Source organism: Pseudomonas sp. R-28-1W-6 (assembly GCF_009799925.1).
Lineage (GTDB): Bacteria > Pseudomonadota > Gammaproteobacteria > Pseudomonadales > Pseudomonadaceae > Aquipseudomonas.
Genome location: NZ_WELK01000003.1, coordinates 156,499 through 178,517, shown reverse-complemented (window position 1 = coordinate 178,517; position 22,019 = coordinate 156,499). Strand labels below are relative to the sequence as shown.

The following is a 22,019-nucleotide window of genomic DNA, read 5'->3' as shown; positions in this document are numbered from 1 at the left end:
GTGCAGGCAACTGCACGTCTCGGAGAAATCACGATGACGATAAGAAAGAAGGTATGGCGTTACGCGGTTCTACTCATCGCCCTGTTGCCCGGGCTCGGCCAGGCAGCCGGTGCTCTGCTGCTGGTCGGCGGCGGCCTCAAGGATGACAACGCCGCCATCTATCAGCGTTTCATCCAGCTGGCCGGCGGCACCGGCCAGGCCAGGATCGGCGTGATCACCGCCGCCTCCATTCCGGAAAGCCAGGACCCGGATGCCGGTACCGCCGCTGCCGCCAACTCGCGGGCCAATGGCGAGTACTACGCCAACCTGTTGCGCACCACCTATGGCGCGGCCGATGCCCAGTGGATTCCCATCGACCTGGACAACATCGCCAACAGCAGCAACCCGACGGTGGTCAGCCAGATCAATGGCATGACCGGCTTCTTCTTCGGTGGCGGCGACCAGTCGCGCCTGACCCAGGTGCTGCAGACCAGCAACCGCGCCGATACCCCGGCGCTGGCGGCGATCCGCTCGCGCTATGCCGCGGGCGCGGTCCTGGCCGGCACCAGCGCCGGCACCGCGATCATGGTCGACGGGCCGATGGTGACCGGCGGCGAGAGCTACGAGGCGTTGCGCTACGGGCCGTATACCACGCCGTCGGGGGACGACCTGTCGTATGACCCGCAGGGCGGCTTCGGCTTCTTCACCTATGGCCTGCTGGATACCCACTTCAGCGAGCGCGGTCGCCAGGGGCGCATCGTGCGCCTGGCCGACTACACCAGCGTGCCGTTCGCCTTCGGCGTGGACGAGAACACCGGTCTGCTGGTGCAGAACAATGCCAGCCTCGGCCAGATCGAGATGCAAGTCATCGGCGCCGGCGGCGTGTTCGTCTTCGACCTGCGCAATGCCGAGCTGGGCAGCGGCAGTACCTGGGCCCTGTACGATGTGCTGGCCAGCTACCTGACCAGTGGCGACAAGTACCGGCCGCAGACCGGCCAGTTCGTCATCGCCAGCGCCAAGACCAGCCTGCGTGGCCGCGAGCAGTACAGCACGGCGCTGACCGCCACCGGCGACATCTTCAGCAGCCCGAACAACAGCGGGGCCGATGGTCGCCGCAAGCCGCGCGAGTTCGTCAAGGTCAGTGCCGACCTGTTCAACAGCCGCTCCACCAGTACCCTGGGGCGCACCTATGAGACCAACCCGCGCTACCGCGTCGACCTGATCAAGAGCAGCCAGTTCGACAGCCATGGCTATATGGGCACCGTGGGCGGGCAGAGCCTGACCTCCTACCTGCGCCTGCTGGTGGATATGCGCCTCAACTGAGGTTTCCTCCTGCTCCGCCGGGTTCTGCTGTCCTCAGTGCTGTCGCGCCCGGCGGATGCGCAGCATGATGCCGAGCAGGATCAGCAGCGCCAGCGGGCCCATGGCGAGCATCGCGGTCTTCGCCGGGATGGCCAGGCCGAGGCCGTGCAGGCCCTCGTAGGACAGCTTGAACAGGCTCAGCAGGTAGTAGCTGATGGCGATGATCGAGAGCCCTTCGACGGCCTTCTGGATCTTGATCTGGGTGTCGGCGCGGGCGTTCAGGCTGCGCAGGATGGCCGAGTTCTGTTCTTCCACTTCCACCTGAACCCGTGCCTGCAGCAGGTCGCCGAGATTGGCCACGCTCTGCCCGAGGCGCACCAGGCGCTGGTCGGTGGCGGCGCAGTAGCGCACGGTCGGGCGGAAGCGTCGTTCGATGAACACGCCGAGGCGCTGGCAGTCGTCGACATGGCTTTCGCGCAGTTCGGCGATGCGCTCGCCGACGATCTGCGCGTAGGCCTCGGTGGCGCCGAAGCGCTGGCGGGTGCGCGCGGTGCAACGGACGATGCGCGCCGACAGCTGGGCGATGGCGGCGGAGAGCACCTTGGCGCTGTCGCTGCCCTCGGCGTTGCGGTCGGACAGCGCGGCCAGTTCGCGGTCATAGTCCTTCAGCTGGCGGCTGACGTCCTGCGCCACCGGCAGGGCCAGCGAGGCCATCATGCGGTAGGTCTCGATCTCCAGCAGGCGGCGGATCATGCGCCCCAGGCGGTAGGCGTTGAGGCGGCGGTTGACCAGCAGCAGGCGGTTGACGCCATGCGCGTCGAGGCGAAAGTCCGACCAGACGGTGGCGTCGCCGTCGCCCAGGCTGGAGCCGGCGGGGTCCTTGAAGCCGTAGCCGCTGACGCTGCCGGCCCAGTCGCGCTCGGCTTCCACCAGCACCTGTACCGCGCTGATCAGCAGGGGCCGCAACGGCTGGATCAGGCCGGCCAGCGGCTCGGGCAGCGGTGGCCAGGGCTCGCCCCCGGCGGGGCGGGGCTGCACCAGGGTGAGGGTGAAGAACTCGCTGTGGCGCTCCCACTTGAGCGTGGCGGCATCCAGGCGCAGCAGCCCCTGGACCTCGTTGGCCGGCAGCACTTCGCTGGCCAGTCGTTCAAGTTGGCTGACCAGCTCGACGCAGGCCTGCTCGGCATCGACGAAGGCCAGGTGGTAGACATGCGACGGCTCGCGGAAATAGATCGACGGCCGGGCGTGCAGTTCGTTGTGCAGGGTTTTGCGCAGTGGATGCATGGTGAAGGGGCGGGCCAGAAAGAGAGGGTTTCTGGATGACGCCGTTGCGTGACCGGCTGGTCACATCAGCGTGCCGCGCATGAGAAGGCGAAAGCCCCGCAATGCGGGGCTTTCTGGGGCGCAGACCTTTCCGTAGGGTGCGCCGCGCGCACCGCAAGCCGGTACGTGGGCCATGGTGCGCGGAACGCCCGGAGAAGCGCTTAGTGGTGTTCGCGGGTGGCGCGGAATTTCACGTCCGGCCAGCGCTCTTCCATCAGGCTCAGGTTGACCCGGGTCGGCGCCAGGTAGGTGAGGTGGCCACCGCCGTCGACCGCCAGGTTCTCGTAGGCCTTGTCCTTGAATTCCTCGAGCTTCTTCTTGTCGTCGCACTCGATCCAGCGCGCCGACCAGACGTTGATCGCCTCGTAGGCGCACTCGACCTTGTATTCCTCCTTGAGGCGGCTGGCGACCACGTCGAACTGCAGCACACCGACGGCGCCGAGGATGATGTCGTTGTTGCGCTCGGGGAAGAACACCTGGGTGGCGCCTTCCTCGGCCAGTTCCTGCAGGCCCTGGCGCAGCTGCTTGGATTTCAGCGGGTCCTTCAGGCGCACGCGGCGGAACAGTTCCGGGGCGAAGTGCGGGATGCCGGTGAAGCCGAGCACCTCGCCTTCGCTGAAGGTGTCGCCGATCTGGATGGTGCCGTGGTTGTGCAGGCCGATGATGTCGCCGGCATAGGCCTCCTCGAGCATCTCGCGCTCGCTGGAGAAGAAGGTCAGGGCGTCGGCGATGCGCAGGTCCTTCTTGATCCGCACGTGGCGCATCTTCATGCCCTTCTCGTACTTGCCGGAGCAGATGCGCATGAAGGCGATGCGGTCGCGGTGCTTCGGGTCCATGTTCGCCTGGATCTTGAACACGAAGCCGCTGAACTTCTCCTCCACCGGCTCCACGGTGCGCTCGTTGGCCACCCGCGCCAGCGGCTTGGGTGCCCAGTCGACCACCGCGTCGAGCACGTGGTCGACGCCGAAGTTGCCCAGCGCGGTGCCGAAGAACACCGGGGTCAGCTGGCCGGCGAGGAACTCCTCCTGGTCGAACTCGTGGCAGGCGCCCTGTACCAGTTCCAGCTGCTCGATGAAGCGCTCGTACTCGTCGCCCAGGTGGGCGCGGGCCTCGTCGGAGTCGAGGTGCTGGATGATCTTGACCTCGGTGCGCTCGTGACCGTGGCCCGGGGTGTAGACGATGATGTAGTCGTCCTTGAGGTGGTAGACGCCCTTGAAGTCGCGGTAGCAGCCGATCGGCCAGGTGATGGGCGCTGCCTTGATTTTCAGCACCGCCTCGATCTCGTCGAGCAGTTCGATCGGGTCGCGGATGTCGCGGTCGAGCTTGTTGATGAAGCTCACAATGGGAGTATCGCGCAGGCGGCACACGTCCATCAGGGCGATGGTGCGCGGTTCCACGCCCTTGCCACCGTCGAGCACCATCAGCGCGCTGTCCACTGCGGTCAGGGTGCGGTAGGTGTCTTCCGAGAAGTCTTCGTGGCCGGGGGTGTCGAGCAGGTTGATCATGTGCTCGCGGTAGGGGAACTGCATCACCGAGGTGGTGATGGAGATGCCGCGCTGCTTCTCCATCTCCATCCAGTCGGAGGTGGCGTGGCGGTCGGACTTGCGCGACTTCACCGTGCCGGCCACGGCAATCGCCTTGCCCATCAGCAGGAGCTTCTCGGTAATGGTGGTCTTGCCGGCGTCGGGGTGGGAAATGATGGCGAACGTACGGCGTTTGGCGACTTCTGCGGCCTGGATAGTCATGCTCGGGGAACCCGTCGACTGATAGTCGGTCTGTCAAAAAAGGCGGCGATTATAACGGGAAACGCGGGTTGCGCGGCGTCCGGCTGGCGCATAGGGCCGGCGCGGCTTTGTGCAGCATTCCTGACGTTTTGTTGAGGATTAGAAACAGTCAATCAGTCAGGCGACAATCGGGGGCAAAACGGCGGCAATTTTTGATTGATCTCACGGCCCCATGGTCCTAAAGTTCGCGCCCGAACGTCCATGCTGGAAACGATCCATCCGGCTCAAGTACTGACGACGAGAGGTTGCCGACCCGCCCGGGCGCAATCCTCGGCGACATGCCTTGGGAAGTAGGCGAACCAAAGTGGGGAAACGGATTAGACGTTCGCGGCTCTTCGACGAGCCATCATCCCTGTTAAGCACCCATAGCTTGCCTTACCCATTTGGAGTTCCCTGCATGCCGATCAAGGTCGAAGACTACTACCCGCGCGAAACCTTCCAGAAGATGAAGACCTTCGCCGACAAGCACGAAACCCCCTTCGTGGTGATCGACACCGCGATCATCGGCCAGGCCTACGACGACCTGCGCGCCGGTTTCGAGTTCGCCAAGGTGTACTACGCGGTCAAGGCCAACCCGGCCGTCGAGATCATCGAGCTGCTGCGCGACAAGGGTTCCAACTTCGACATCGCCTCCATCTATGAGCTGGACAAGGTGCTGGCCACCGGCGTCGGCCCGGAGCGCATCAGCTACGGCAACACCATCAAGAAATCCAAGGACATCCGCTACTTCTACGAGAAGGGCGTGCGTCTGTACGCCACCGACTCCGAGGCCGACCTGCGCAACATCGCCAAGGCCGCGCCGGGCTCGAAGGTCTATGTGCGCATCCTCACCGAAGGCTCGACCACGGCCGACTGGCCGCTGTCGCGCAAGTTCGGCTGCCAGACCGACATGGCCATGGACCTGCTGATCCTCGCCCGCGACCTGGGCCTGGTGCCCTACGGCCTGTCCTTCCACGTCGGCTCGCAGCAGCGCGACATCTCCGTGTGGGACGCGGCCATCGCCAAGGTCAAGGTGATCTTCGAGCGCCTCAAGGAAGAAGACGGCATCGAGCTCAAGCTGATCAACATGGGTGGCGGCTTCCCGGCCAACTACATCACCCGCACCAACAGCCTGGAAACCTACGCCGAGGAAATCATCCGCTTCCTCAAGGAAGACTTCGGCGACGACCTGCCGGAAATCATCCTCGAGCCGGGCCGCTCGCTGATCGCCAACGCCGGCATCCTGGTCAGCGAAGTGGTGCTGGTCGCGCGCAAGTCGCGCACCGCCGTGGAGCGCTGGGTGTATGTGGACGTGGGCAAGTTCAGCGGCCTGATCGAAACCATGGACGAGTCGATCAAGTTCCCGATCTGGACCGAGAAGAAGGGCGAGATGGAAGAGGTGGTGATCGCCGGCCCGACCTGCGACAGCGCCGACATCATGTACGAGAACTACAAGTACGGCCTGCCGCTCAACCTGTCGATCGGCGACCGCCTGTACTGGCTGTCCACCGGCGCCTACACCACCAGCTACAGCGCGGTGGAATTCAACGGCTTCCCGCCGCTGAAGGCCTACTATCTGTAAGCAGTGTGTCAGCTGAAGAACCCCGCCCATCGGCGGGGTTTTTTGTGCCCGCGATTTACCGCCAGGGCGCGGTGCAGGCCTGTTCGGGCCTGAGGGCTTCGAAAGAAATAAATGCGAATAATTCTATGTAAGTATTGCTACAGTAAATGTAAATTATTATCATCTCGCCCGCTTTAGATCATCCCCCTCTCGCCAACAGCCATTACAGAGAGTCGGGGCATCTTTCAAATTGGGGAGAGACCATGTCCATTCGTAGCCGCAAGCATCACAAGAGCAGCCACCTCGCCGCGCTGATCGCCGCCGCCGTTCCCGCCATGGCGTTTGCTGCCCAGGGCGACAGCGTGCAGGAAGAACTGAGCCTGCCGGCTACCAGTGTGACCTCAGCCGCCGAGGTGCCGTACAAGGCCACGCGCAGCGCCAACGACAAGATGACCGAGGCGCTGCTGGACACCCCCAAGACCGTGCAGGTGATCAAGAAGGAAATGCTCCGCGAGCAGGGCGCCAGCAGCCTGATGGAAGCGCTGCGCAACACCCCGGGGATCACCATGCAGCTGGGCGAGAACGGCAACACCGCCGCCGGCGACACCTTCATGATGCGCGGCTTCTCCACCCAGACCTCGACCTTCGTCGACGGCATCCGTGACCTCGGTGCGGTCAGCCGCGACGTGTTCAACATCGAGCAGGTGGAAGTGGTCAAGGGCGCGGCCGGCTCCGATATCGGCCGGGGCGCCTCGTCCGGCTACATCAACCTGGTGTCCAAGCTGCCGACCCTGGAAGACAGCATCAGCGGCACCCTGGGCTACGGCACCGCCGACAAGGCGGCCATGACCGCCGACATCAACCAGACCATGAGTCAGGGTTCGGCGCTGCGCCTGAACCTGATGCGTCGCGACGGCGGCGTTGATGGCCGCGACTACGTGGAGAACAGCAGCTACGCCGTCGCGCCTGCCCTGGCCTTCGGCCTGGATGGCGACACCCGCCTGTACCTCTACAGCCAGCACGTGCGCCAGGAGAATGTGCCGGATGGCGGCATCCCGACCATCGGCATGAGCGGTTTCTACAATGCCGACGCGCGCCTGAATCGCGGGGGCAAGGTCGACGAAGACAACTACTACGGCAGCGACAACGACTACGAGGATGTCGAGGCCGACATGCTCAGCGTCAAGTTCGAGCACGACTTCAACGAGGTGACCACCCTGCGCAACACCTCGCGCTTCGGCAAGACCACCACCGACCGCATCCTCACCGGGGTCAATACCCTGTCGGCCAACGGCTCGAGCGATCCGGCCGACTGGACGGTGAGCCGCTCGCGGCAGCTGACCGACCAGGAAAACGAGATCACCGCCAACCAGACCAACCTGAGCACCGAGTTCTTCACCTTCGGCCTGCGCAACACCCTGGCCACCGGCGTCGAGTTCATGCGCGAAAGCCAGCGTACCGAGTCTGGCGCGACGGCTCGGCAGGTCATCGATGGGGTGACCTATGCCGCGGTAACGCTGCCGAATGCCGACCTGTACGACCCCAATGCCCACGATGGGATGGGCAAGCCGTACAAGACCGGGGTGTACAGCGACGGCACCACCGATACCGCGGCCTTCTATGCCTTCGATACCCTGCACCTGAACGAGCAGTGGTCGGTCAATGCCGGCGTGCGCTTCGAGCACTACCGCACCGATACCAAGGGCGCCTCGCTGGTATCCATCGCCAGCACCCCGGTCACCAACGATTACCTGCTGACCCCCTATGACCTGGACAGCTCGGACGACCTGACCAGCTGGAACACCGGCGTCGTCTACAAGCCGGCCGAGAACGGCAGCATCTACCTGGCCTACGCCAACTCGCTGACCCCGCCGGGCAGCGCCAACTTCTCCCTGTCCACCTCCGAGTCCAGCGACAGCCAGCCGAACCTGGACCCGCAGGAAACCGAGCACGTCGAGCTGGGCACCAAGTGGGACCTGCTGGATGCGCGGCTGAACCTGACCGCCGCGGTCTACCGCACCGAGAACACCAACCAGGTGTCCTACGACGCGCTGAGCGACAGCTATCAGCAGGACGGCAAGATCCGCGTGACCGGCGTCGAGCTGGGCATGGTCGGGCAGATCACCAACTTCTGGCAGGTCTCGGCCGGTATCGCCAGCATGGACACCGAGCAGCTGGACCAGGCCAGCTTCAATAGCACGACTGGTGTGGTCACCGAGAACACTGGCGTGCGCTGGTCGCCGGACCTGACCGCCACCCTGTGGACCTCCTACACCCTGGGCGACCTGACCCTCGGCGGCGGGGCGCGCTACGTCTCCGACCAGGATCGCCTGATCGCCGAGGGCGCCGATCGCAGCACCACCAACATGCCGGAAATCCCGTCCTACTGGGTGACCGACGCCATGGCCGCCTACCGTCTGAACAAGAACGTCAACCTGCGCCTGAACGTCTACAACCTGTTCGACGAGGAGTACATCGCCACCCTCAACAACAGCGGGGCGCGGGCGGTGCTGGGCACGCCGCGCTCGGCGATGATGACCACCGAGTTCAGTTTCTAAACCCGCTGAAGCCCGCCAAGGAGCCTGCGCCATTGCGCGGGCTTCTTGCGTTGGGCGAGGAGCCTTTCGATGTTGCTGCATCTCCCGCAGGTACTGAGCAAGCAGGAAGTCGCCGCGCTGCGCGCCGAACTGGCCGCCCATGACTGGGTCGATGGCGCGCAGACCTCCGGCGCCCAGGCCGCCCAGCTCAAGCACAACCTGCAGTTTCCGGCCGACTCGCCGGCCTTTGCCGGCCTGTCGCAGCGCGTGGCCGATGCCCTGGCGCGGCACCCGCTGTTCGTCTCGGCCGCCTTGCCGCGGCATATCCTGCCGCCGATGTTCAATTGCTACCGGGGCGGCGGGCAGTACGGCAACCACGTCGACAACGCCCTGCAGCGCGATCGCTTCAGCGGCCTGCAGGTGCGCACCGACGTGTCGACCACGGTGTTTCTCAGCGAGCCCGAGGAGTATGAGGGCGGCGAGCTGATCGTCGAGGACACCTACGGCGAGCACGAGGTCAAGCTGGCCGCCGGCGATGCCATCGTCTACCCCTCCACCAGCCTGCACCGGGTCGAGCCGGTGACCGCCGGGGCGCGCATCGCCGCCTTTCTCTGGACCCAGAGCCTGGTGCGCGATGCCTGGCAGCGCAAGATGCTGTTCGACCTGGACATGACCATCCTCAAGCTGCGCGGCCAGTTGGGCGATACGGAGGAAGTGCTCGGCCTGACCAGCACCTACCACAACCTGCTGCGTCAGTGGGTGGAATGAGCATGGCGCGCCTGCCACCCCTGAATGCGATTGCCGCCGACCTGGTGTCGGCTGCGGACTACCGGCGCCATGCCCTGGAGCGGCTGGACGAGAATGCCCTGGCCTATCTGGAGGGCGGCGCCGCGGACGAGCTGACTTGCCAGGCCAACCTGCAGGTCTGGCAGGACTGGGCGCTGCTGCCGCGCATGCTGCGTGACCTGCGCGGCGGCCATACCCGCTGCAGCCTGCTGGGGCAGGCGCTGCAGCACCCGATCCTGCTGGCGCCGGTGGCCTACCAGCGGCTGTTCCATGCCGAGGGCGAGCTGGCCACGGCCATGGCCGCCGGGGTGATGGGCGGCGCGGCGGTGCTCAGCTCGTTCGCCTCGACCCGCCTGGAGGAGGTCGCCGCGGTGGCCCAGGGCCCGCTGTGGTTCCAGCTGTACTGGCAGGGCGATGGCGCGCGCACCCTGGCGCTGGCCGAGCGGGCGGATGCCTCCGGCTACCAGGCGCTGGTGCTGACCGTGGATGCGCCGGTCAGCGGCGTACGCAACCGCGAGCAGCGCGCCGGCTTCCGCCTGCCGGAGGGTGTCCGCGCGGTGAATGTGGATGAGGCGTTGCGTCTGCCCGAGCTGCAGCCGGGGCAGAGCGCGGTGTTCGACGGCCTGCTGGCCGTGGCGCCGCGCTGGGAGGAAGTGGCCTGGCTGTGCCGGCACAGCCCGCTGCCGGTGCTGCTCAAGGGCATCCTGCATCCGCAGGACGCCCAACTGGCGATGCAGTCCGGCGCCGCCGGGGTGATCGTCTCCAACCATGGCGGGCGGGTGCTGGACAGCCAGTTGCCGGCCGTGAAGATGCTGCCGGCCATGCGCCAGGCCGTGGGGACCGAGGCCCTGCTGCTGGTCGATGGCGGCATCCGGCGCGGCAGCGACGTGCTCAAGGCCATTGCCCTGGGCGCTAACGCGGTGCTGATCGGCCGGCCCTATGTCTATGCGCTGGCCACGGCCGGGGCGCTGGGGGTGGCGCATCTGCTCAAGCTGCTGCGCGAGGAGCTGGAGGTGAGCATGGCCCTGTGCGGTTGTCGCGAGCTGGCGGAGCTATCCCCCGAGCTGCTGGTGCGCCTGCGCGACCTGTGAGCCGGGGGCCAAGGTAAAGGCTGGGTAAACCCCAAGCAGATGCAAATTGTTCCTATCTAGAATGTGCGCCGTTACGGGCGTGGCCTGCTGATCAAGGTATTTGTCGTGTTCAAGAAGATCGTTTTCCAACTGCACTGGTTGTTTGGCATCACCGCCGGTCTGGTCCTGGCGCTGATGGGCGTCACCGGTGCGCTGTACGCCTTCGAGGGCGAGATCCTGAGCGCGCTCAACCCCGAGGTGCTCAGGGTCGAGGTGCGCGAGACCGGGCCGCTGGCGCCGGCCGAGCTGGTGGCGAAGATCGAGGCGCAGGCGGGCAAGACGGTCTCCGGCCTGTGGGTCGACCAGCGTGAGGGCCGCGCCGCGCGGGTATTCTTCACCCCGCCAGCGGGCGAGCGCCGCGGCCCGATGCGCTTCTTCGACCCCTACAGCGGCGAGCTGCTCGGCGAGCCGAGCGGGCAGGCGTTCTTCGGCCTGATGCTGCAGCTGCACCGCTTCCTGGCCATGGGCGACACCGGCAAGCAGATCACCGCCGCCAGCACCCTGGCGCTGCTGTTCTTCTGCCTGTCCGGGCTGTACCTGCGCTGGCCGCGCCAGGCGCTGAACTGGCGCGCCTGGCTGACCCTCGACTGGGCCAGAAAGGGCCGTGCCTTCAACTGGGACCTGCACGCGGTATTCGGTACCTGGTGCCTGCTGTTCTACCTCTGCGCGGCGCTGACCGGCCTGTACTGGTCCTATGACTGGTACCGCGACGGCCTGACCCGCCTGCTCTCCGATAGCCCGGCCGGCCAGCAGGGCGGCAAGCCCGGCGAGCGGCGCGGCGGACGTGGCGAGGCGCCGTCCGGGCCGCCGCCGACGGTCGACTACGACGCCGTGTGGCGCAGCCTGCAGCAGGCCGCCGGGCCGCAACTGGTGGCGTGGAACCTGCGCCTGCCGCCGGTGGCCGGCGCGCCTGCGACGGTGTTCTATCTGCTGGAGGAGGCCGCCCACCCGCGTGCGCTCAACCAGCTCAGCCTCGACCCGGCCAGCGGCCAGGTCAAACAGCACGAGCGCTACGCCGACAAGAGCTTCAAGGCGCAGCTGCTGGCCAGCGTCTATGCCCTGCATGTCGGCGAGTATTTCGGCCTGACCGGACGCATCCTGATGGCCGTGGCCAGCGGTCTGATGCCGCTGTTCTTCATCACCGGCTGGCTGCTCTACCTCGATCGCCGCCGCAAGCAACGCGCGACCCGGGCTGCCCGCGGGGCGGTGGCGGCGCAGGGCGGCGCCGAGAGCTGGCTGATCGGCTTCGCCAGCCAGAGCGGCCTGGCCGAACAGCTGGCCTGGCGCACCGCCGGGCAGCTGCAGGCCGCCGGCCTGCCGGTGCAGGTGCAGCCGCTGGCGCGGCTGGATGAGCAGGCGCTGCAGCAGGCCAGCCGCGCGCTGTTCGTGGTCAGCACCTTCGGCGATGGCGAGGCGCCGGACAATGCCCGTGGCTTCGAGCGCAAGCTGCTCGGCAGCCAGCTGGCCCTGGGCGAGCTGAGCTATGCCGTGCTGGCCCTGGGGGATCGCCAGTACCAGCAGTTCTGCGGCTTCGCCCGTCGCCTGCATGACTGGCTGGGCCAGCAGGGGGCCAACAGCCTGTTCGCCCCGGTGGAGGTGGACAACGGCGACCAGGCCGCCCTGGCCAGCTGGCAGCAGCAACTCGGCCAGCTGACGGGCGCCGCCGTGCCGGCGCCCGTCGAGCCGTCGTTCGGCGAATGGCGCCTGCTCGGTCGCGAATGCCTCAACCCCGGCAGCAGCGGCGCGCCGACCTTCCGGGTGCGCCTGCAGATGCCGGTGGGCGGGCACTGGCAGGCCGGCGACCTGCTCGAGGTGCTGCCGCGCAACGAGGCCGGGCTGGGCGCGCGCGACTACTCCATCGCCTCGCTGCCGAGCGACGGCGTGCTGGAGCTGATCGTGCGCCAGCAGCGGCGCAGCGACGGCAGCCTCGGTCTCGGCTCCGCCTGGCTGTGCGTCGAGGCCAGCCTGGGCGCGCCTGTGCTGGCGCGGGTGCGCCGCCATGCGGGCTTCCATGCGCCGCAGGAAAACCGCCCGCTGCTGCTGATCGGCAACGGCACCGGCCTGGCCGGGCTGCGCAGCCTGCTCAAGGAGCGCATCGCGGCCGGCCGCTCGCGCAACTGGCTGCTGTTCGGCGAGCGCAACGCGGCCCACGACTTCTACTGCCGCGACGAGCTGCAGGGCTGGCTGGCGCGGGGCGATCTGGCGCGCCTCGACCTGGCCTTCTCCCGCGACCAGGCGGCCAAGGTCTATGTGCAGGATCGCCTGCGCGAGGCGGCGGCCGAAGTCCAGCGCTGGGTCGCCGAAGGCGCCGCCATCTATGTCTGCGGCAGCCTGGACGGCATGGCCGGCGGGGTCGACCGGGTGCTGCGCGAGCTGCTCGGCCGCGAGCGGCTGGACCAGCTGCAGGAAGCCGGGCTGTACCGCCGCGACGTGTACTGAGAGCCGGCTCAGGGTCTCGTTCCGGTTCGCTCCGTGCAGGCGTCAGGGTGGATAGGCTACGCCTTATCCACCCTGCCAGGCCGAGTGCCCCGGCGCCTGGCCCGGCTGCTGCCGGGCTAGGCGCCGGCGCCCGGCGGCTCTAAGCTTGGCGACATGAACAGAATCCTCCTCAACTGCGACATGGGCGAGAGCTTCGGTGCCTGGCACATGGGCAACGACCTGCACGCCATGCCGCTGATCGACCAGGCCAACCTGGCCTGCGGCTTCCACGCCGGCGACCCGCTGATCATGCAGCACAGCGTGGCCCTGGCCGTGCAGCATGGCGTCAGCATCGGCGCGCACCCGTCCTACCCCGACCTGCAGGGTTTCGGTCGCCGCCACCTGGCCTGTTCGGCCGAGGAGGTCACGGCCCTGGTGCTGTATCAGATCGGTGCGCTGGATGCCTTCTGCCGCGCGGCCGGCACCCAGGTCGCCTACGTCAAGCCGCATGGCGCGCTGTACAACGACCTGGTGCGCGACGACGCCCTGTTCACTGCCGTGCTGCAGGCCTGCGCCAGCTACCGCGCGGGCTTGCCGCTGATGGTCCTGGCCCTGGCCGACAACAGCCGCGAGCGGCGCCTGGCACAGGCGGCCGGGGTGCCCCTGCTGTTCGAGGCCTTCGCCGACCGCGCCTACCTGGCCGACGGCCAGCTGGCGCCGCGGCGCCTGGCCGGGGCGGTGCACCATGACGGCGAGCGCATCCTCGCCCAGGCCCTGGCCATCGCCCGCGGCGAGCCGTTCGCTGACATCGACGGCCGGCCCCTGCAGCTGCACGCCGACAGCCTCTGCGTGCACGGCGACAACGCCGAGTCGCTGGCCGTGTTGCGCCGTTTGCGGGCCCAGCTGGACGCCGCATGATCCGCCTCGAACCGGCCGGCGCCGAAGCCCTGCTGCTGGTGCTGGCCGAGGCGCCGGACGCGCAGCTGCCGCAGCGTCTCGCCGTGCTGGCCGAGCGCATCCGCGCCGAACTGGGGCCGCTGCTGAGCGATCTGGTGCCGGGCTGGACCAGCCTGCTGCTGCACTACGACCTGCTGCGCACCGACCACCTGCAACTGGCCGCGCGGCTGGCCCCGCTGCTCGAGCAGTGGCTGGCCGAGCCGCTGCCGGCCGAGACGGGGCGCCGGCACGAGATCCCGATCTGGTACGCCGGCGCGGACCTGGCCGAGGTGGCGCGGGCCTGCCGGCTGAGCGTCGCCCAGGTGATCGAGCTGCACGCGGCCGGCGAGTACCGGGTCGGCGCCATCGGCTTCGCCCCGGGCTTTGCCTATCTCGGCGAACTGGACGAGCGCCTGCAGCTGCCGCGCCGGGCCACGCCGCGCACCCGGGTGCCGGCCGGCAGCCTGGCCATCGCCGAGCGGCAGACGGCCATCTACCCGCAGGCCTCGCCTGGCGGCTGGCACCTGCTGGGGCTTTGTCCCTGGCGCCTGTTCGATGCCCGGCGCACGCCGCCCTGTCCCTTGCAGCTGGGCGACCGGGTGCGTTTCGTGCCGATCGATGCCGCCGCCTACCGCGCGGCGGGCGGTCCGCCATGAGCGGCCTGCGCGTGCTGCGCGGCGGGCCGCTGAGCCTGCTGCAGGATGGCGGCCGGCGCGGCTGGCAGCACCTCGGCGTCTCGCCGGGCGGGCCGCTGGACGAGCATGCCGCGGCCTGGGCCAACCGCCTGCTGGGCAATCCCTGGGGCACGCCGTTGCTGGAGATCGCCCTCGGCGATGTCGAGCTGCGCGCCGAGGTCGATACCTGGCTGGCGCTGACCGGCGCCGAGCTGCCGGCGACCCGCGATGGCCAGCCGCTGCCGGGCTGGTCCAGCTTCGCCCTGCGCGCCGGGCAATGCCTGCGCCTGGGTTTCGCCCGCAGTGGCCAGCGCGCCTACCTGGCGGTGGCCGGCGGCTTTCGCGCCGCGCCGGTGCTGGGCAGCGTCAGCACTCAGGTGCGCGAAGGCCTGGGTGGCCTGGACGGGCAGGGCGGCCCGCTGGCTGCCGGCGACCTGCTGCCCTGCGGCACCGCGCACCTTGCCCGCGCCGCCAGCGTGCCCTGGCGCTACCGGCCCGACTACCGCGCTGCGCCGCTGCTGCGGGTGATCAGCGGCGGCGATGCGGAGGCGTTCGACCCGGCGCAGGTGCAGGCGTTCTTCGCGCAAGACTGGCAACTCAGCCCGCAATCCGACCGCATGGGCGCCCGCCTGCAGGGGCAGCCCTTGCGCGCGCCGCTGCGGCAGTGGTCGCAGGGGGTGACTCGCGGCGCCATCCAGGTGCCGCCCGATGGCCAGCCGATCATCCTGCAGGCCGATCACCAGAGCATGGGCGGCTATCCGTTGCTCGGCTGGCTGCATCCGCTGGATCTCTGGCGCCTGGCGCAGTGCCCGGCGCAGCAGGCGCTGCGCTTCACCCCGGTGAGCCTCGGCGAGGCCCAGACCGAGCTGCGCGCGTTCTATCGTTTCTTCGGTCGGTAGCGGCCCAGAAAAGGCGAAGGCGCCACGGTGGGCGCCTTCTGGCTTTCGAGCTGTGCACACTTCATTGCTTGCTAGCCCCGGACTGCGATTCGATTTCAGGCGATATGGCTGCCGGTGCGGTCGAAGCCGTCTGCGGCGACATGGCTGCCGGTGCGATCGAAGCCGTCTGCGGCGACATGGCTGCCGGTGCGGTCGAAGCCGTCTTCGGCGACATGGCTGCCGGTGCGATCGAAGCCGTCTTCGGCGACATGGCTGCCGGTGCGGTCGAAACCGTCTTCAGCGACATGGCTGCCGGTACGATCGAAGCCGTCTTCGGCGACATGGCTGCCGGTACGGTCGAAACCGTCTTCGGCGACATGGCTGCCGGTGCGGTCGAAACCGTCTTCGGCGACATGGCTGCCGGTACGATCGAAGCCATCTTCAGCAATGTGGGCCGCACCGGTGCGATCGAAACCATCGGCGGCGATGCGGTTGCTGCTGGTGCGGTCGGCACCATCGGCGGCCAGGCTAAAGGCACTGAAGGTGAGGGTGGAGAGGAACAGGGCGGTGAGGATCTGCTTGTTCATGGGTGGCTCCGTTATCGGGCTGGAAGGTGAGTACGGGGCCCATGTTACTGGCGAAAATTCGATAGAAAAGTTGATCCCGGCAATGGTCTATATCGAGCTCGTCGATACTGTTTGTGAGGGCTCTAGCCTGGCGGTTCAAGCTGGCTGTGGGGGCGATGGCGAATCGCCTCGGTGATGTTCCGACGCTTTGTCCGGGCTCTCGAGCGGCGCCTCCCGGGTGCAGGCGAGGCCGCTCCGGCGGAATGCATGCAGTGGTTCAGGTTAGCCTGCATGGGCCGGACAGGGCGCACAGCGATGGGGCGCGTCGCCCGGATCCATTGACCGTTCAGCCGTTGATGTTTTCCGCGTGGTGACAGGCCACCTGCCGTGCCTCCAGCAGGCGCAGCTGCGGCACCTCGTTACGGCAGCGCTCGCTGGCGTGCGGGCAGCGCTGGTGGAAGGCGCAGCCGGACGGCGGGTCGAGCGGGTTGGGCAGCTCGCCGGCTATCTTGATCTTCGGCTTGCTCGGGTCCGGGTGGATGGTCGGCGTGGCCGACAGCAGCGCCTGGGTGTAGGGGTGCAGCGGCCGCGCATAGATCGCCTCGCTCGGGCCCATCTCCACCGGGCGGCCGAGGTACATCACCAGCACCTCGTCGGCCACGTGCCGCACCACCGAGAGGTTGTGCGAGATGAACACGTAGCCGGTGTTGAACTCTTCCTGTAAGTCCATAAACAGGTTGAGTACCTGGGCCTGGATCGACACGTCCAGCGCCGAAGTCGGCTCGTCCGCCACCAGCACCTTGGGGTTGAGCATCATCGCCCGGGCCAGGGCGATGCGCTGGCGCTGGCCGCCGGAGAACATGTGCGGGTAGCGCTGGTAGTGCTCGGGGCGCAGGCCGACCTGCTGCATCATCGCCTGCACCCGCTCGCGCCGTTCGGCCCTGCTCAGTTTGGTGTTGATCTGCAGCGGTTCGGCCAGCTGGTCGCCGATCTTCTGCCGCGGGTTGAGCGAGGCGTAGGGGTTCTGAAACACCATCTGCACGTCGCGGCGCAGCTGCTGGCGCTGGGCCTTGTCGGCGCCGGCCACCTCCTGCCCGGCGATCTGCAGGGAGCCGGAGCTGGGCTGCTCGATCAGGGTCAGGGCGCGGGCCAGGGTCGACTTGCCGCAACCGGACTCGCCGACCACCGCCAGGGTCTTGCCGGCGGCCAGGTCGAAGGACACACCATTGAGGGCGCGCACCAGGGCGGCTGGCTTGAACAGGCCGCGGGAGATTTCGTAGTGGCGGGTAAGGTCACGGGCCGTCAGCACAGTGCTCATCAGGCCACCTCCGCAGTCAGGTTGAGGGGGTAGAAGCAGCGCACCGCGCCGCGCTCATGGGCTTCCAGCGCCGGTCGCTGGGCGCGGCAATGGTCCTGGGCATAAGGGCAGCGCGGTGACAGCAGGCAGCCGGCAGGGCGGTCGTAGCGGCCGGGCACTATGCCGGGCAGGGTGGCCAGGCGGCTGGCGCCCAGGCTGTGCTCGGGGATCGCCTTGAGCAGCGCCTCGGTATAGGGGTGGGTCGGTGCATCGAACAGCGTCGGCACGCTGCCGATCTCCACGGCCTGGCCGGCGTACATCACGCACACCCGGTCGGCGGTCTCGGCGACCACGGCCAGGTCGTGGGTGATCAGCACCAGGCCCATGCCCTCGTCGCGCTGCAGGTCGAGCAGCAGGTCCATGATCTGCGCCTGGATGGTCACGTCGAGCGCGGTGGTCGGTTCGTCGGCGATCAGCAGCTTGGGCTCGGCGGCGATGGCCATGGCGATCGCCACGCGCTGGCTCATGCCGCCGGAGAGCTGGTGCGGGTAGGCATCCAGGCGGCTGGCGGCGGCGGGAATCTCCACCCGTTCCAGCAGCTGCAGGGCGCGGGTGCGGGCGGCCTTGCCCTTGAGGCCGAGGTGCTGGCGCAGCACTTCCTCGATCTGGAAACCCACGGTGTAGCTGGGGTTGAGCGCGGTCATCGGGTCCTGGAAGACCATGGCCAGGTCCTTGCCGACGACAGTCCGGCGCTGCTTGCCCTTGAGCCTGAGCATGTCGTGGCCGTCGAAGCGCAGGCTGTCGGCGCTGACGATGCCGGGGGCGTCGATCAGGCCCATCAGCGCCATCATGGTCACCGACTTGCCGGAACCGGACTCGCCGACGATGGCCAGCACTTCGCCCTTGTCCACGCTGAGATCGAGGCCGTCGACCACCGGGATGGCGCTGGCGTCGCCGAAGCGCACACTGAGGTTGTGGATCTCGAGAAGACTCATGCCTGGCTCCTTACTGCGCATTCTTCAGTTTCGGGTCGAGCGCATCGCGCAGCCCGTCGCCCATCAGGTTGATCGCCAGCACGCTGAGCAGGATGGTCAGGCCCGGCAGCGAGACCACCCACCAGGCCCGCTCGATGTAGTCGCGCGCCGAGGCCAGCATGGTGCCCCACTCGGGAGTGGGCGGCTGCACGCCGAGGCCGAGGAAGCCCAGGGCGGCGGCGTCGAGGATGGCCGCCGAGAAGCTCAGGGTGGCCTGCACGATCAGCGGCGCCATGCAGTTGGGCAGCACAGTGACGAACATCAGGCGCAGGGTACCGGCGCCGGCCAGCTGCGCGGCGGTGACGTAGTCGCGGCCCAGCTCGCCCATCACCGCGGCGCGGGTCAGGCGTACATAGGAAGGCAGCGAGACCACGGCGATGGCGATCACCGTGTTGAGCAGGCCGGGGCCGAGGATGGCGACGATGGCTACCGCCAGCAGCAGCGAGGGCAGGGCCAGCATCACGTCCATCAGGCGCATGATCGAGGGCCCGAGCAGGCGCGGGAAGAAGCCGGCGGTGAGGCCCAGCAGCACACCGGGCAGCAGCGACAGCAGCACCGAGGTCAGGCCGATCAGCAGCGACAGGCGCGCACCAAAGATCAGTCGCGACAGCAGGTCGCGGCCCAGCTCGTCGGTGCCGAGGAGGAACTGCGCCTGGCCGCCGTCTAGCCACACCGGCGGGGTGAGCAGGAAGTCGCGGAACTGCTCGCTGGGATCATGCGGCGCCACCCAGGGCGCGAACAGCGCGCAGACGACGATCAGCAGCATGAACAGCAGGCCGCCGACGGCACCCTTGTTGTGGGCGAAGGCCTGCCAGAACTCCTTCAGCGGCGAGGGGTAGAGCAGTGCCTGGTCGGCACTGGGCATAGCGGTGGATTGGCTCATGTCCGGGCCTCCTTAGTTCTGATGGCGAATGCGCGGGTTGACCAGGCCGTAGAGGATGTCCACGACGAAGTTGACCAGGATCACCAGGCAGGCGATCAGCAGGATGCCGTTCTGCACCACCGGGTAGTCGCGGGCGCCGATGGCCTCGATCAGCCACTTGCCGATGCCCGGCCAGGAGAAGATGGTCTCGGTCAGCACGGCGCCGGCCAGCAGGGTGCCGACCTGCAGGCCGAACACGGTGAGCACCGGGATCAGCGCGTTGCGCAGGCCATGCACGAACACCACCCGCGCCGGGCTCAAACCTTTCGCCCTGGCGGTGCGGATATAGTCCTCGCGCAGCACTTCGAGCATGGCCGAGCGGGTCATCCGCGCGATCACCGCCAGGGGAATGGTGCCCAGCACGATGGCCGGCAGGATCAGGTGGCGGAGGGCGTCGACGAAGGCGCCTTCTTCCTCGCTGAGCAGGGTATCGATCAGCATGAAGCCGGTGACCGGGGTGATGTCGTAGAGCAGGTCGATGCGCCCGGATACCGGGGTCCAGCCCAGGTACACGGAGAAGAACATGATCAGCAGCAGGCCCCACCAGAAGATCGGCATCGAGTAGCCGGCCAGGGAGATGCCCATCACCCCGTGGTCGAACAGCGAGCCGCGCTTGAGCGCGGCGATCACCCCGGCGATCAGCCCGAGCGTGCCGGCGAACAGCAGGGCGGCCAGGGACAGCTCCAGGGTGGCGGGGAACAGGGTGATGAATTCGCTCCACACACCCTCGCGGGTGCGCAGCGACTGGCCCAGGTCGCCCTGGGCCAACTGGCCGATGTAGTCCAGGTACTGCGCCGGCAGCGGCTTGTCCAGGCCCAGGCGGTGCATGGCTTCGGCGTGCATCTCGGGGTCGACCCGGCGCTCGCCCATCATCACTTCCACCGGGTCGCCGGGGATCAGGCGGATCAGGGCGAAGGTCAGCAGGGTGACGCCGAAGAAGGTGGGGATCAGCAGCCCCAGGCGTCTGGCTATGAAGGACAGCATGGTGGGTTACTACTCCGCATCGATCGGCTTTGCGCGTCCAAGTGGACAGCGCGGACATGTGGCCTGCGCCCTGGCGGGCATGATTCCCGTGCGGGTGCAGCAGGCAAGCGCCGCGGTGGAGGCGGCGAGGGATGTCAGGTTGGCCGGGAGCCCCGCCGGTGCAGGGCCCGCCGGCCGAACGCTTACTTGCCGACGCTGACGCCGTAGAAGGAGTTGAGCGCGAACGGGCTGATCTTGAAGTCCTGCACGTTCTTGCGCATCGGCTGGTACACGGTGGAGTGGGCGATCGGGGTGATCGGCACCTGGGCCTTGAGGATGTGCTGGGCCTGCTTGTACAGGGCGGTGCGCTCGGCCACGTCGGTGGTGCGCTTGGCCGCCTGGACCAGCTTGTCGTAGGCGGGGTCGCACCACTTGGAGAAGTTGTTGCCGTCTACCGCGTCGCAGCCGTACAGGGTGCCCAGCCAGTTGTCCGGGTCGCCGTTGTCGCCGCTCCAGCCGATCAGCATGGCGTCATGCTCGCCGCCCTTGGCGCGCTTGAGGTACTCGCCCCACTCGTAGCTGACGATCTTGGCCTTGATGCCGACCTTGGCCCAGTCGGCCTGCAGCATTTCGGCCATCAGCTTGGCGTTGGGGTTGTACGGGCGCTGCACCGGCATGGCCCACAGGGTGATCTCGGTGCCTTCCTTGACGCCGGCGGCCTTGAGCAGGGCCTTGGCTTTCTCCGGGTCGAAGGCCGGGTCCTTGATCGTCTCGTCGTAGGACCACTGGGTCGGCGGCATGCCGTTCACCGCCAACTGGCCGGCGCCCTGGTAGACCGCGTCGATGATCGCCTGCTTGTTCACCGCCATGTCCAGCGCCTGGCGTACCTCCAGCCGGTCGAACGGCTTGTGGGTGACGTTGTAGGCGATGTAGCCGAGGTTGAAGCCGGCCTGGTCGGGCATGGCCAGGTTCGGATCCTGCTTCAGCGACGCCAGGTCGGCCGGGCGCGGGAACAGGGTGATCTGGCATTCGCCGGCCTTGAGCTTCTGCATGCGCACCGAGGCGTCGGTGTTGATGGCGAAGATCAGGTTGTCGATCTTCACGTCTTCCGGCAGCCAGTAGTCCTTGTTGCCGGTGAAGCGGATCTGCGCATCCTTCTGGTAGCGCTTGAACACGAACGGCCCGGTGCCGATCGGCTTCTGGTTGATGTCGGCAGCCTTGCCGGCCTTGAGCAGCTGCTCGGCGTACTCGGCGGACTGGATCGAGGCGAAACTCATCGCCAGGTTCTGGATAAAGGCGGCATCGACGCTGTTCAGGGTGAACTTGACGGTCATGTCGTCGAGCTTTTCCAGCTTGGCGATATTGGCGTCCATGCCCATGTCGGTGAAGTAGGGGAATTCGGCGGGGTAGGCCTTGCGGAACGGGTGTTCCTTGTCGAGCATGCGCTGGAAGGTGAACAGCACGTCGTCGGCGTTGAAGGTGCGGCTCGGGGTGAAGTACTCGGTGCTGTGGAATTTCACACCCGGGCGCAGGTGGAAGGTGTAGCTGAGGCCGTCGGCGGCGATATCCCACTTCTCGGCCAGGCCGGGGACGACTGCGGTGCCGCCACGTTCGAACTGGGTCAGGCGGTTGAACATGGTCTCCGCCGCGGCGTCGAAGTCGGTACCGGTGGTGTACTGGCCGGGGTCGAAGCCGGCGGGGCTGCCTTCGGAGCAGAACACCAGGTTGCTGGCGGCGCTGGCGAAAGGCGCGCTGGCGATCAGCCCAGCGGCGAGAAGTGTCTGGATGACGGCGTGTTTACGCATGTTGACCTCAGGTTTGTTGTGGTTGTCATCATGAGGGACGCCTTGTGGGCGCCTTGCGTGAAATTACGCACGGCATATACCGCGCACAAGGGTTGAGCCGAGATCAGTGTAGAAGACGTGGGGAAGCTGTAAGTCGGTGTCGCAT

Annotated in this window: 17 protein-coding genes; 9 read left to right on the top strand and 8 right to left on the bottom strand. The window is 67.6% G+C overall.

The features are described 5' to 3' along the window. The first annotated feature begins 33 nt into the window (after nucleotides 1-33). Entirely contained in the window at nucleotides 34-1,302 is a 1,269-nt protein-coding gene (locus F3I62_RS08485; protein WP_178122500.1) for a cyanophycinase, read from the top strand. A 33-nt stretch (nucleotides 1,303-1,335) separates the two neighbouring features. On the opposite strand, the gene F3I62_RS08480 is transcribed toward F3I62_RS08485, so the two are convergent. Next, complete coding sequence (locus F3I62_RS08480; protein ID WP_160489202.1) at nucleotides 1,336-2,565, bottom strand: DUF3422 domain-containing protein; 1,230 nt, start codon at nucleotides 2,563-2,565, stop codon at nucleotides 1,336-1,338. 200 nt (nucleotides 2,566-2,765) lie between these two features. Further along, nucleotides 2,766-4,349 (bottom strand): peptide chain release factor 3, encoded by a 1,584-nt coding sequence (locus tag F3I62_RS08475; RefSeq protein WP_160489201.1) that lies wholly within the window; start codon nucleotides 4,347-4,349, stop codon nucleotides 2,766-2,768. 436 nt (nucleotides 4,350-4,785) lie between these two features. Here F3I62_RS08475 and F3I62_RS08470 point away from each other — a divergent pair, with 436 nt between their 5' ends. The 8 genes from F3I62_RS08470 to F3I62_RS08435 all read left to right on the top strand — a co-directional run bounded on the left by F3I62_RS08470 (nucleotide 4,786) and on the right by F3I62_RS08435 (nucleotide 15,308). Next, nucleotides 4,786-5,949, top strand: a complete 1,164-nt coding sequence (locus F3I62_RS08470; RefSeq protein ID WP_160489200.1) for a type III PLP-dependent enzyme — start codon at nucleotides 4,786-4,788, stop codon at nucleotides 5,947-5,949. 242 nt (nucleotides 5,950-6,191) lie between these two features. After that, on the top strand, nucleotides 6,192-8,486 hold the full coding sequence (locus F3I62_RS08465; RefSeq protein ID WP_160489199.1) for a catecholate siderophore receptor Fiu: 2,295 nt from the start codon (nucleotides 6,192-6,194) through the stop codon (nucleotides 8,484-8,486). Nucleotides 8,487-8,555: 69 nt separating this feature from the next. Continuing rightward, nucleotides 8,556-9,233 (top strand): Fe2+-dependent dioxygenase, encoded by a 678-nt coding sequence (locus tag F3I62_RS08460; protein WP_160489198.1) that lies wholly within the window; start codon nucleotides 8,556-8,558, stop codon nucleotides 9,231-9,233. 2 nt (nucleotides 9,234-9,235) lie between these two features. Continuing rightward, a complete protein-coding gene (locus F3I62_RS08455) occupies nucleotides 9,236-10,342 on the top strand; it encodes an alpha-hydroxy acid oxidase (protein ID WP_160489197.1) in 1,107 nt (368 codons plus the stop codon). A 105-nt stretch (nucleotides 10,343-10,447) separates the two neighbouring features. After that, nucleotides 10,448-12,820: a sulfite reductase flavoprotein subunit alpha gene (locus F3I62_RS08450; RefSeq protein WP_160489196.1), complete on the top strand. Its 2,373-nt coding sequence runs from the start codon at nucleotides 10,448-10,450 to the stop codon at nucleotides 12,818-12,820. Nucleotides 12,821-12,973: 153 nt separating this feature from the next. Continuing rightward, complete coding sequence (locus tag F3I62_RS08445; protein WP_160489195.1) at nucleotides 12,974-13,717, top strand: 5-oxoprolinase subunit PxpA; 744 nt, start codon at nucleotides 12,974-12,976, stop codon at nucleotides 13,715-13,717. After that, on the top strand, nucleotides 13,714-14,391 hold the full coding sequence (gene pxpB / locus F3I62_RS08440) for a 5-oxoprolinase subunit PxpB (protein ID WP_160489194.1): 678 nt from the start codon (nucleotides 13,714-13,716) through the stop codon (nucleotides 14,389-14,391). The genes F3I62_RS08445 and pxpB overlap by 4 nt, the downstream gene beginning before the upstream one ends. Continuing rightward, nucleotides 14,388-15,308 carry a biotin-dependent carboxyltransferase family protein gene (locus F3I62_RS08435; protein ID WP_160489193.1) on the top strand — a complete coding sequence of 307 codons (921 nt, stop codon included), beginning with the start codon at nucleotides 14,388-14,390 and terminating at the stop codon, nucleotides 15,306-15,308. Before pxpB ends, F3I62_RS08435 begins: the two co-directional genes overlap by 4 nt. Nucleotides 15,309-15,403: 95 nt before the next feature. Here F3I62_RS08435 and F3I62_RS08430 read toward each other — a convergent pair whose 3' ends face one another. From F3I62_RS08430 to F3I62_RS08405, 6 genes are all read right to left on the bottom strand, one after another. Further along, entirely contained in the window at nucleotides 15,404-15,874 is a 471-nt protein-coding gene (locus F3I62_RS08430; RefSeq protein ID WP_160489192.1) for a heme utilization protein, read from the bottom strand. A gap of 325 nt (nucleotides 15,875-16,199) precedes the next feature. After that, nucleotides 16,200-17,171: a peptide ABC transporter ATP-binding protein gene (locus F3I62_RS08425; protein WP_160489191.1), complete on the bottom strand. Its 972-nt coding sequence runs from the start codon at nucleotides 17,169-17,171 to the stop codon at nucleotides 16,200-16,202. Beyond that, nucleotides 17,171-18,145, bottom strand: coding sequence for an ABC transporter ATP-binding protein (locus F3I62_RS08420; RefSeq protein WP_160489190.1), 975 nt, complete (start codon nucleotides 18,143-18,145; stop codon nucleotides 17,171-17,173). The genes F3I62_RS08425 and F3I62_RS08420 overlap by 1 nt, the downstream gene beginning before the upstream one ends. A 10-nt stretch (nucleotides 18,146-18,155) precedes the next feature. Continuing rightward, a complete protein-coding gene (locus F3I62_RS08415; protein ID WP_160489189.1) occupies nucleotides 18,156-19,067 on the bottom strand; it encodes an ABC transporter permease subunit in 912 nt (303 codons plus the stop codon). A gap of 12 nt (nucleotides 19,068-19,079) precedes the next feature. Beyond that, the gene (locus F3I62_RS08410; RefSeq protein WP_160489188.1) at nucleotides 19,080-20,090 is read right to left on the bottom strand and encodes an ABC transporter permease subunit; all 1,011 of its coding nucleotides are present in this window, start codon (nucleotides 20,088-20,090) and stop codon (nucleotides 19,080-19,082) included. A 182-nt stretch (nucleotides 20,091-20,272) separates the two neighbouring features. Continuing rightward, nucleotides 20,273-21,874, bottom strand: a complete 1,602-nt coding sequence (locus F3I62_RS08405) for an ABC transporter substrate-binding protein (protein WP_160489187.1) — start codon at nucleotides 21,872-21,874, stop codon at nucleotides 20,273-20,275. Nucleotides 21,875-22,019 lie beyond the last annotated feature (145 nt).

Coding starts and splice junctions, on each gene's coding strand:
- F3I62_RS08485 (WP_178122500.1), top strand. CDS start 34: ATGACGATAAGAAAGAAGGTATGGCGTTACGCGGTTCTACTCATCGCC.
- F3I62_RS08480 (WP_160489202.1), bottom strand. CDS start 2,565: ATGCATCCACTGCGCAAAACCCTGCACAACGAACTGCACGCCCGGCCG.
- F3I62_RS08475 (WP_160489201.1), bottom strand. CDS start 4,349: ATGACTATCCAGGCCGCAGAAGTCGCCAAACGCCGTACGTTCGCCATC.
- F3I62_RS08470 (WP_160489200.1), top strand. CDS start 4,786: ATGCCGATCAAGGTCGAAGACTACTACCCGCGCGAAACCTTCCAGAAG.
- F3I62_RS08465 (WP_160489199.1), top strand. CDS start 6,192: ATGTCCATTCGTAGCCGCAAGCATCACAAGAGCAGCCACCTCGCCGCG.
- F3I62_RS08460 (WP_160489198.1), top strand. CDS start 8,556: ATGTTGCTGCATCTCCCGCAGGTACTGAGCAAGCAGGAAGTCGCCGCG.
- F3I62_RS08455 (WP_160489197.1), top strand. CDS start 9,236: ATGGCGCGCCTGCCACCCCTGAATGCGATTGCCGCCGACCTGGTGTCG.
- F3I62_RS08445 (WP_160489195.1), top strand. CDS start 12,974: ATGAACAGAATCCTCCTCAACTGCGACATGGGCGAGAGCTTCGGTGCC.
- pxpB (WP_160489194.1), top strand. CDS start 13,714: ATGATCCGCCTCGAACCGGCCGGCGCCGAAGCCCTGCTGCTGGTGCTG.
- F3I62_RS08435 (WP_160489193.1), top strand. CDS start 14,388: ATGAGCGGCCTGCGCGTGCTGCGCGGCGGGCCGCTGAGCCTGCTGCAG.
- F3I62_RS08430 (WP_160489192.1), bottom strand. CDS start 15,874: ATGAACAAGCAGATCCTCACCGCCCTGTTCCTCTCCACCCTCACCTTC.
- F3I62_RS08425 (WP_160489191.1), bottom strand. CDS start 17,171: ATGAGCACTGTGCTGACGGCCCGTGACCTTACCCGCCACTACGAAATC.
- F3I62_RS08420 (WP_160489190.1), bottom strand. CDS start 18,145: ATGAGTCTTCTCGAGATCCACAACCTCAGTGTGCGCTTCGGCGACGCC.
- F3I62_RS08415 (WP_160489189.1), bottom strand. CDS start 19,067: ATGAGCCAATCCACCGCTATGCCCAGTGCCGACCAGGCACTGCTCTAC.
- F3I62_RS08410 (WP_160489188.1), bottom strand. CDS start 20,090: ATGCTGTCCTTCATAGCCAGACGCCTGGGGCTGCTGATCCCCACCTTC.
- F3I62_RS08405 (WP_160489187.1), bottom strand. CDS start 21,874: ATGCGTAAACACGCCGTCATCCAGACACTTCTCGCCGCTGGGCTGATC.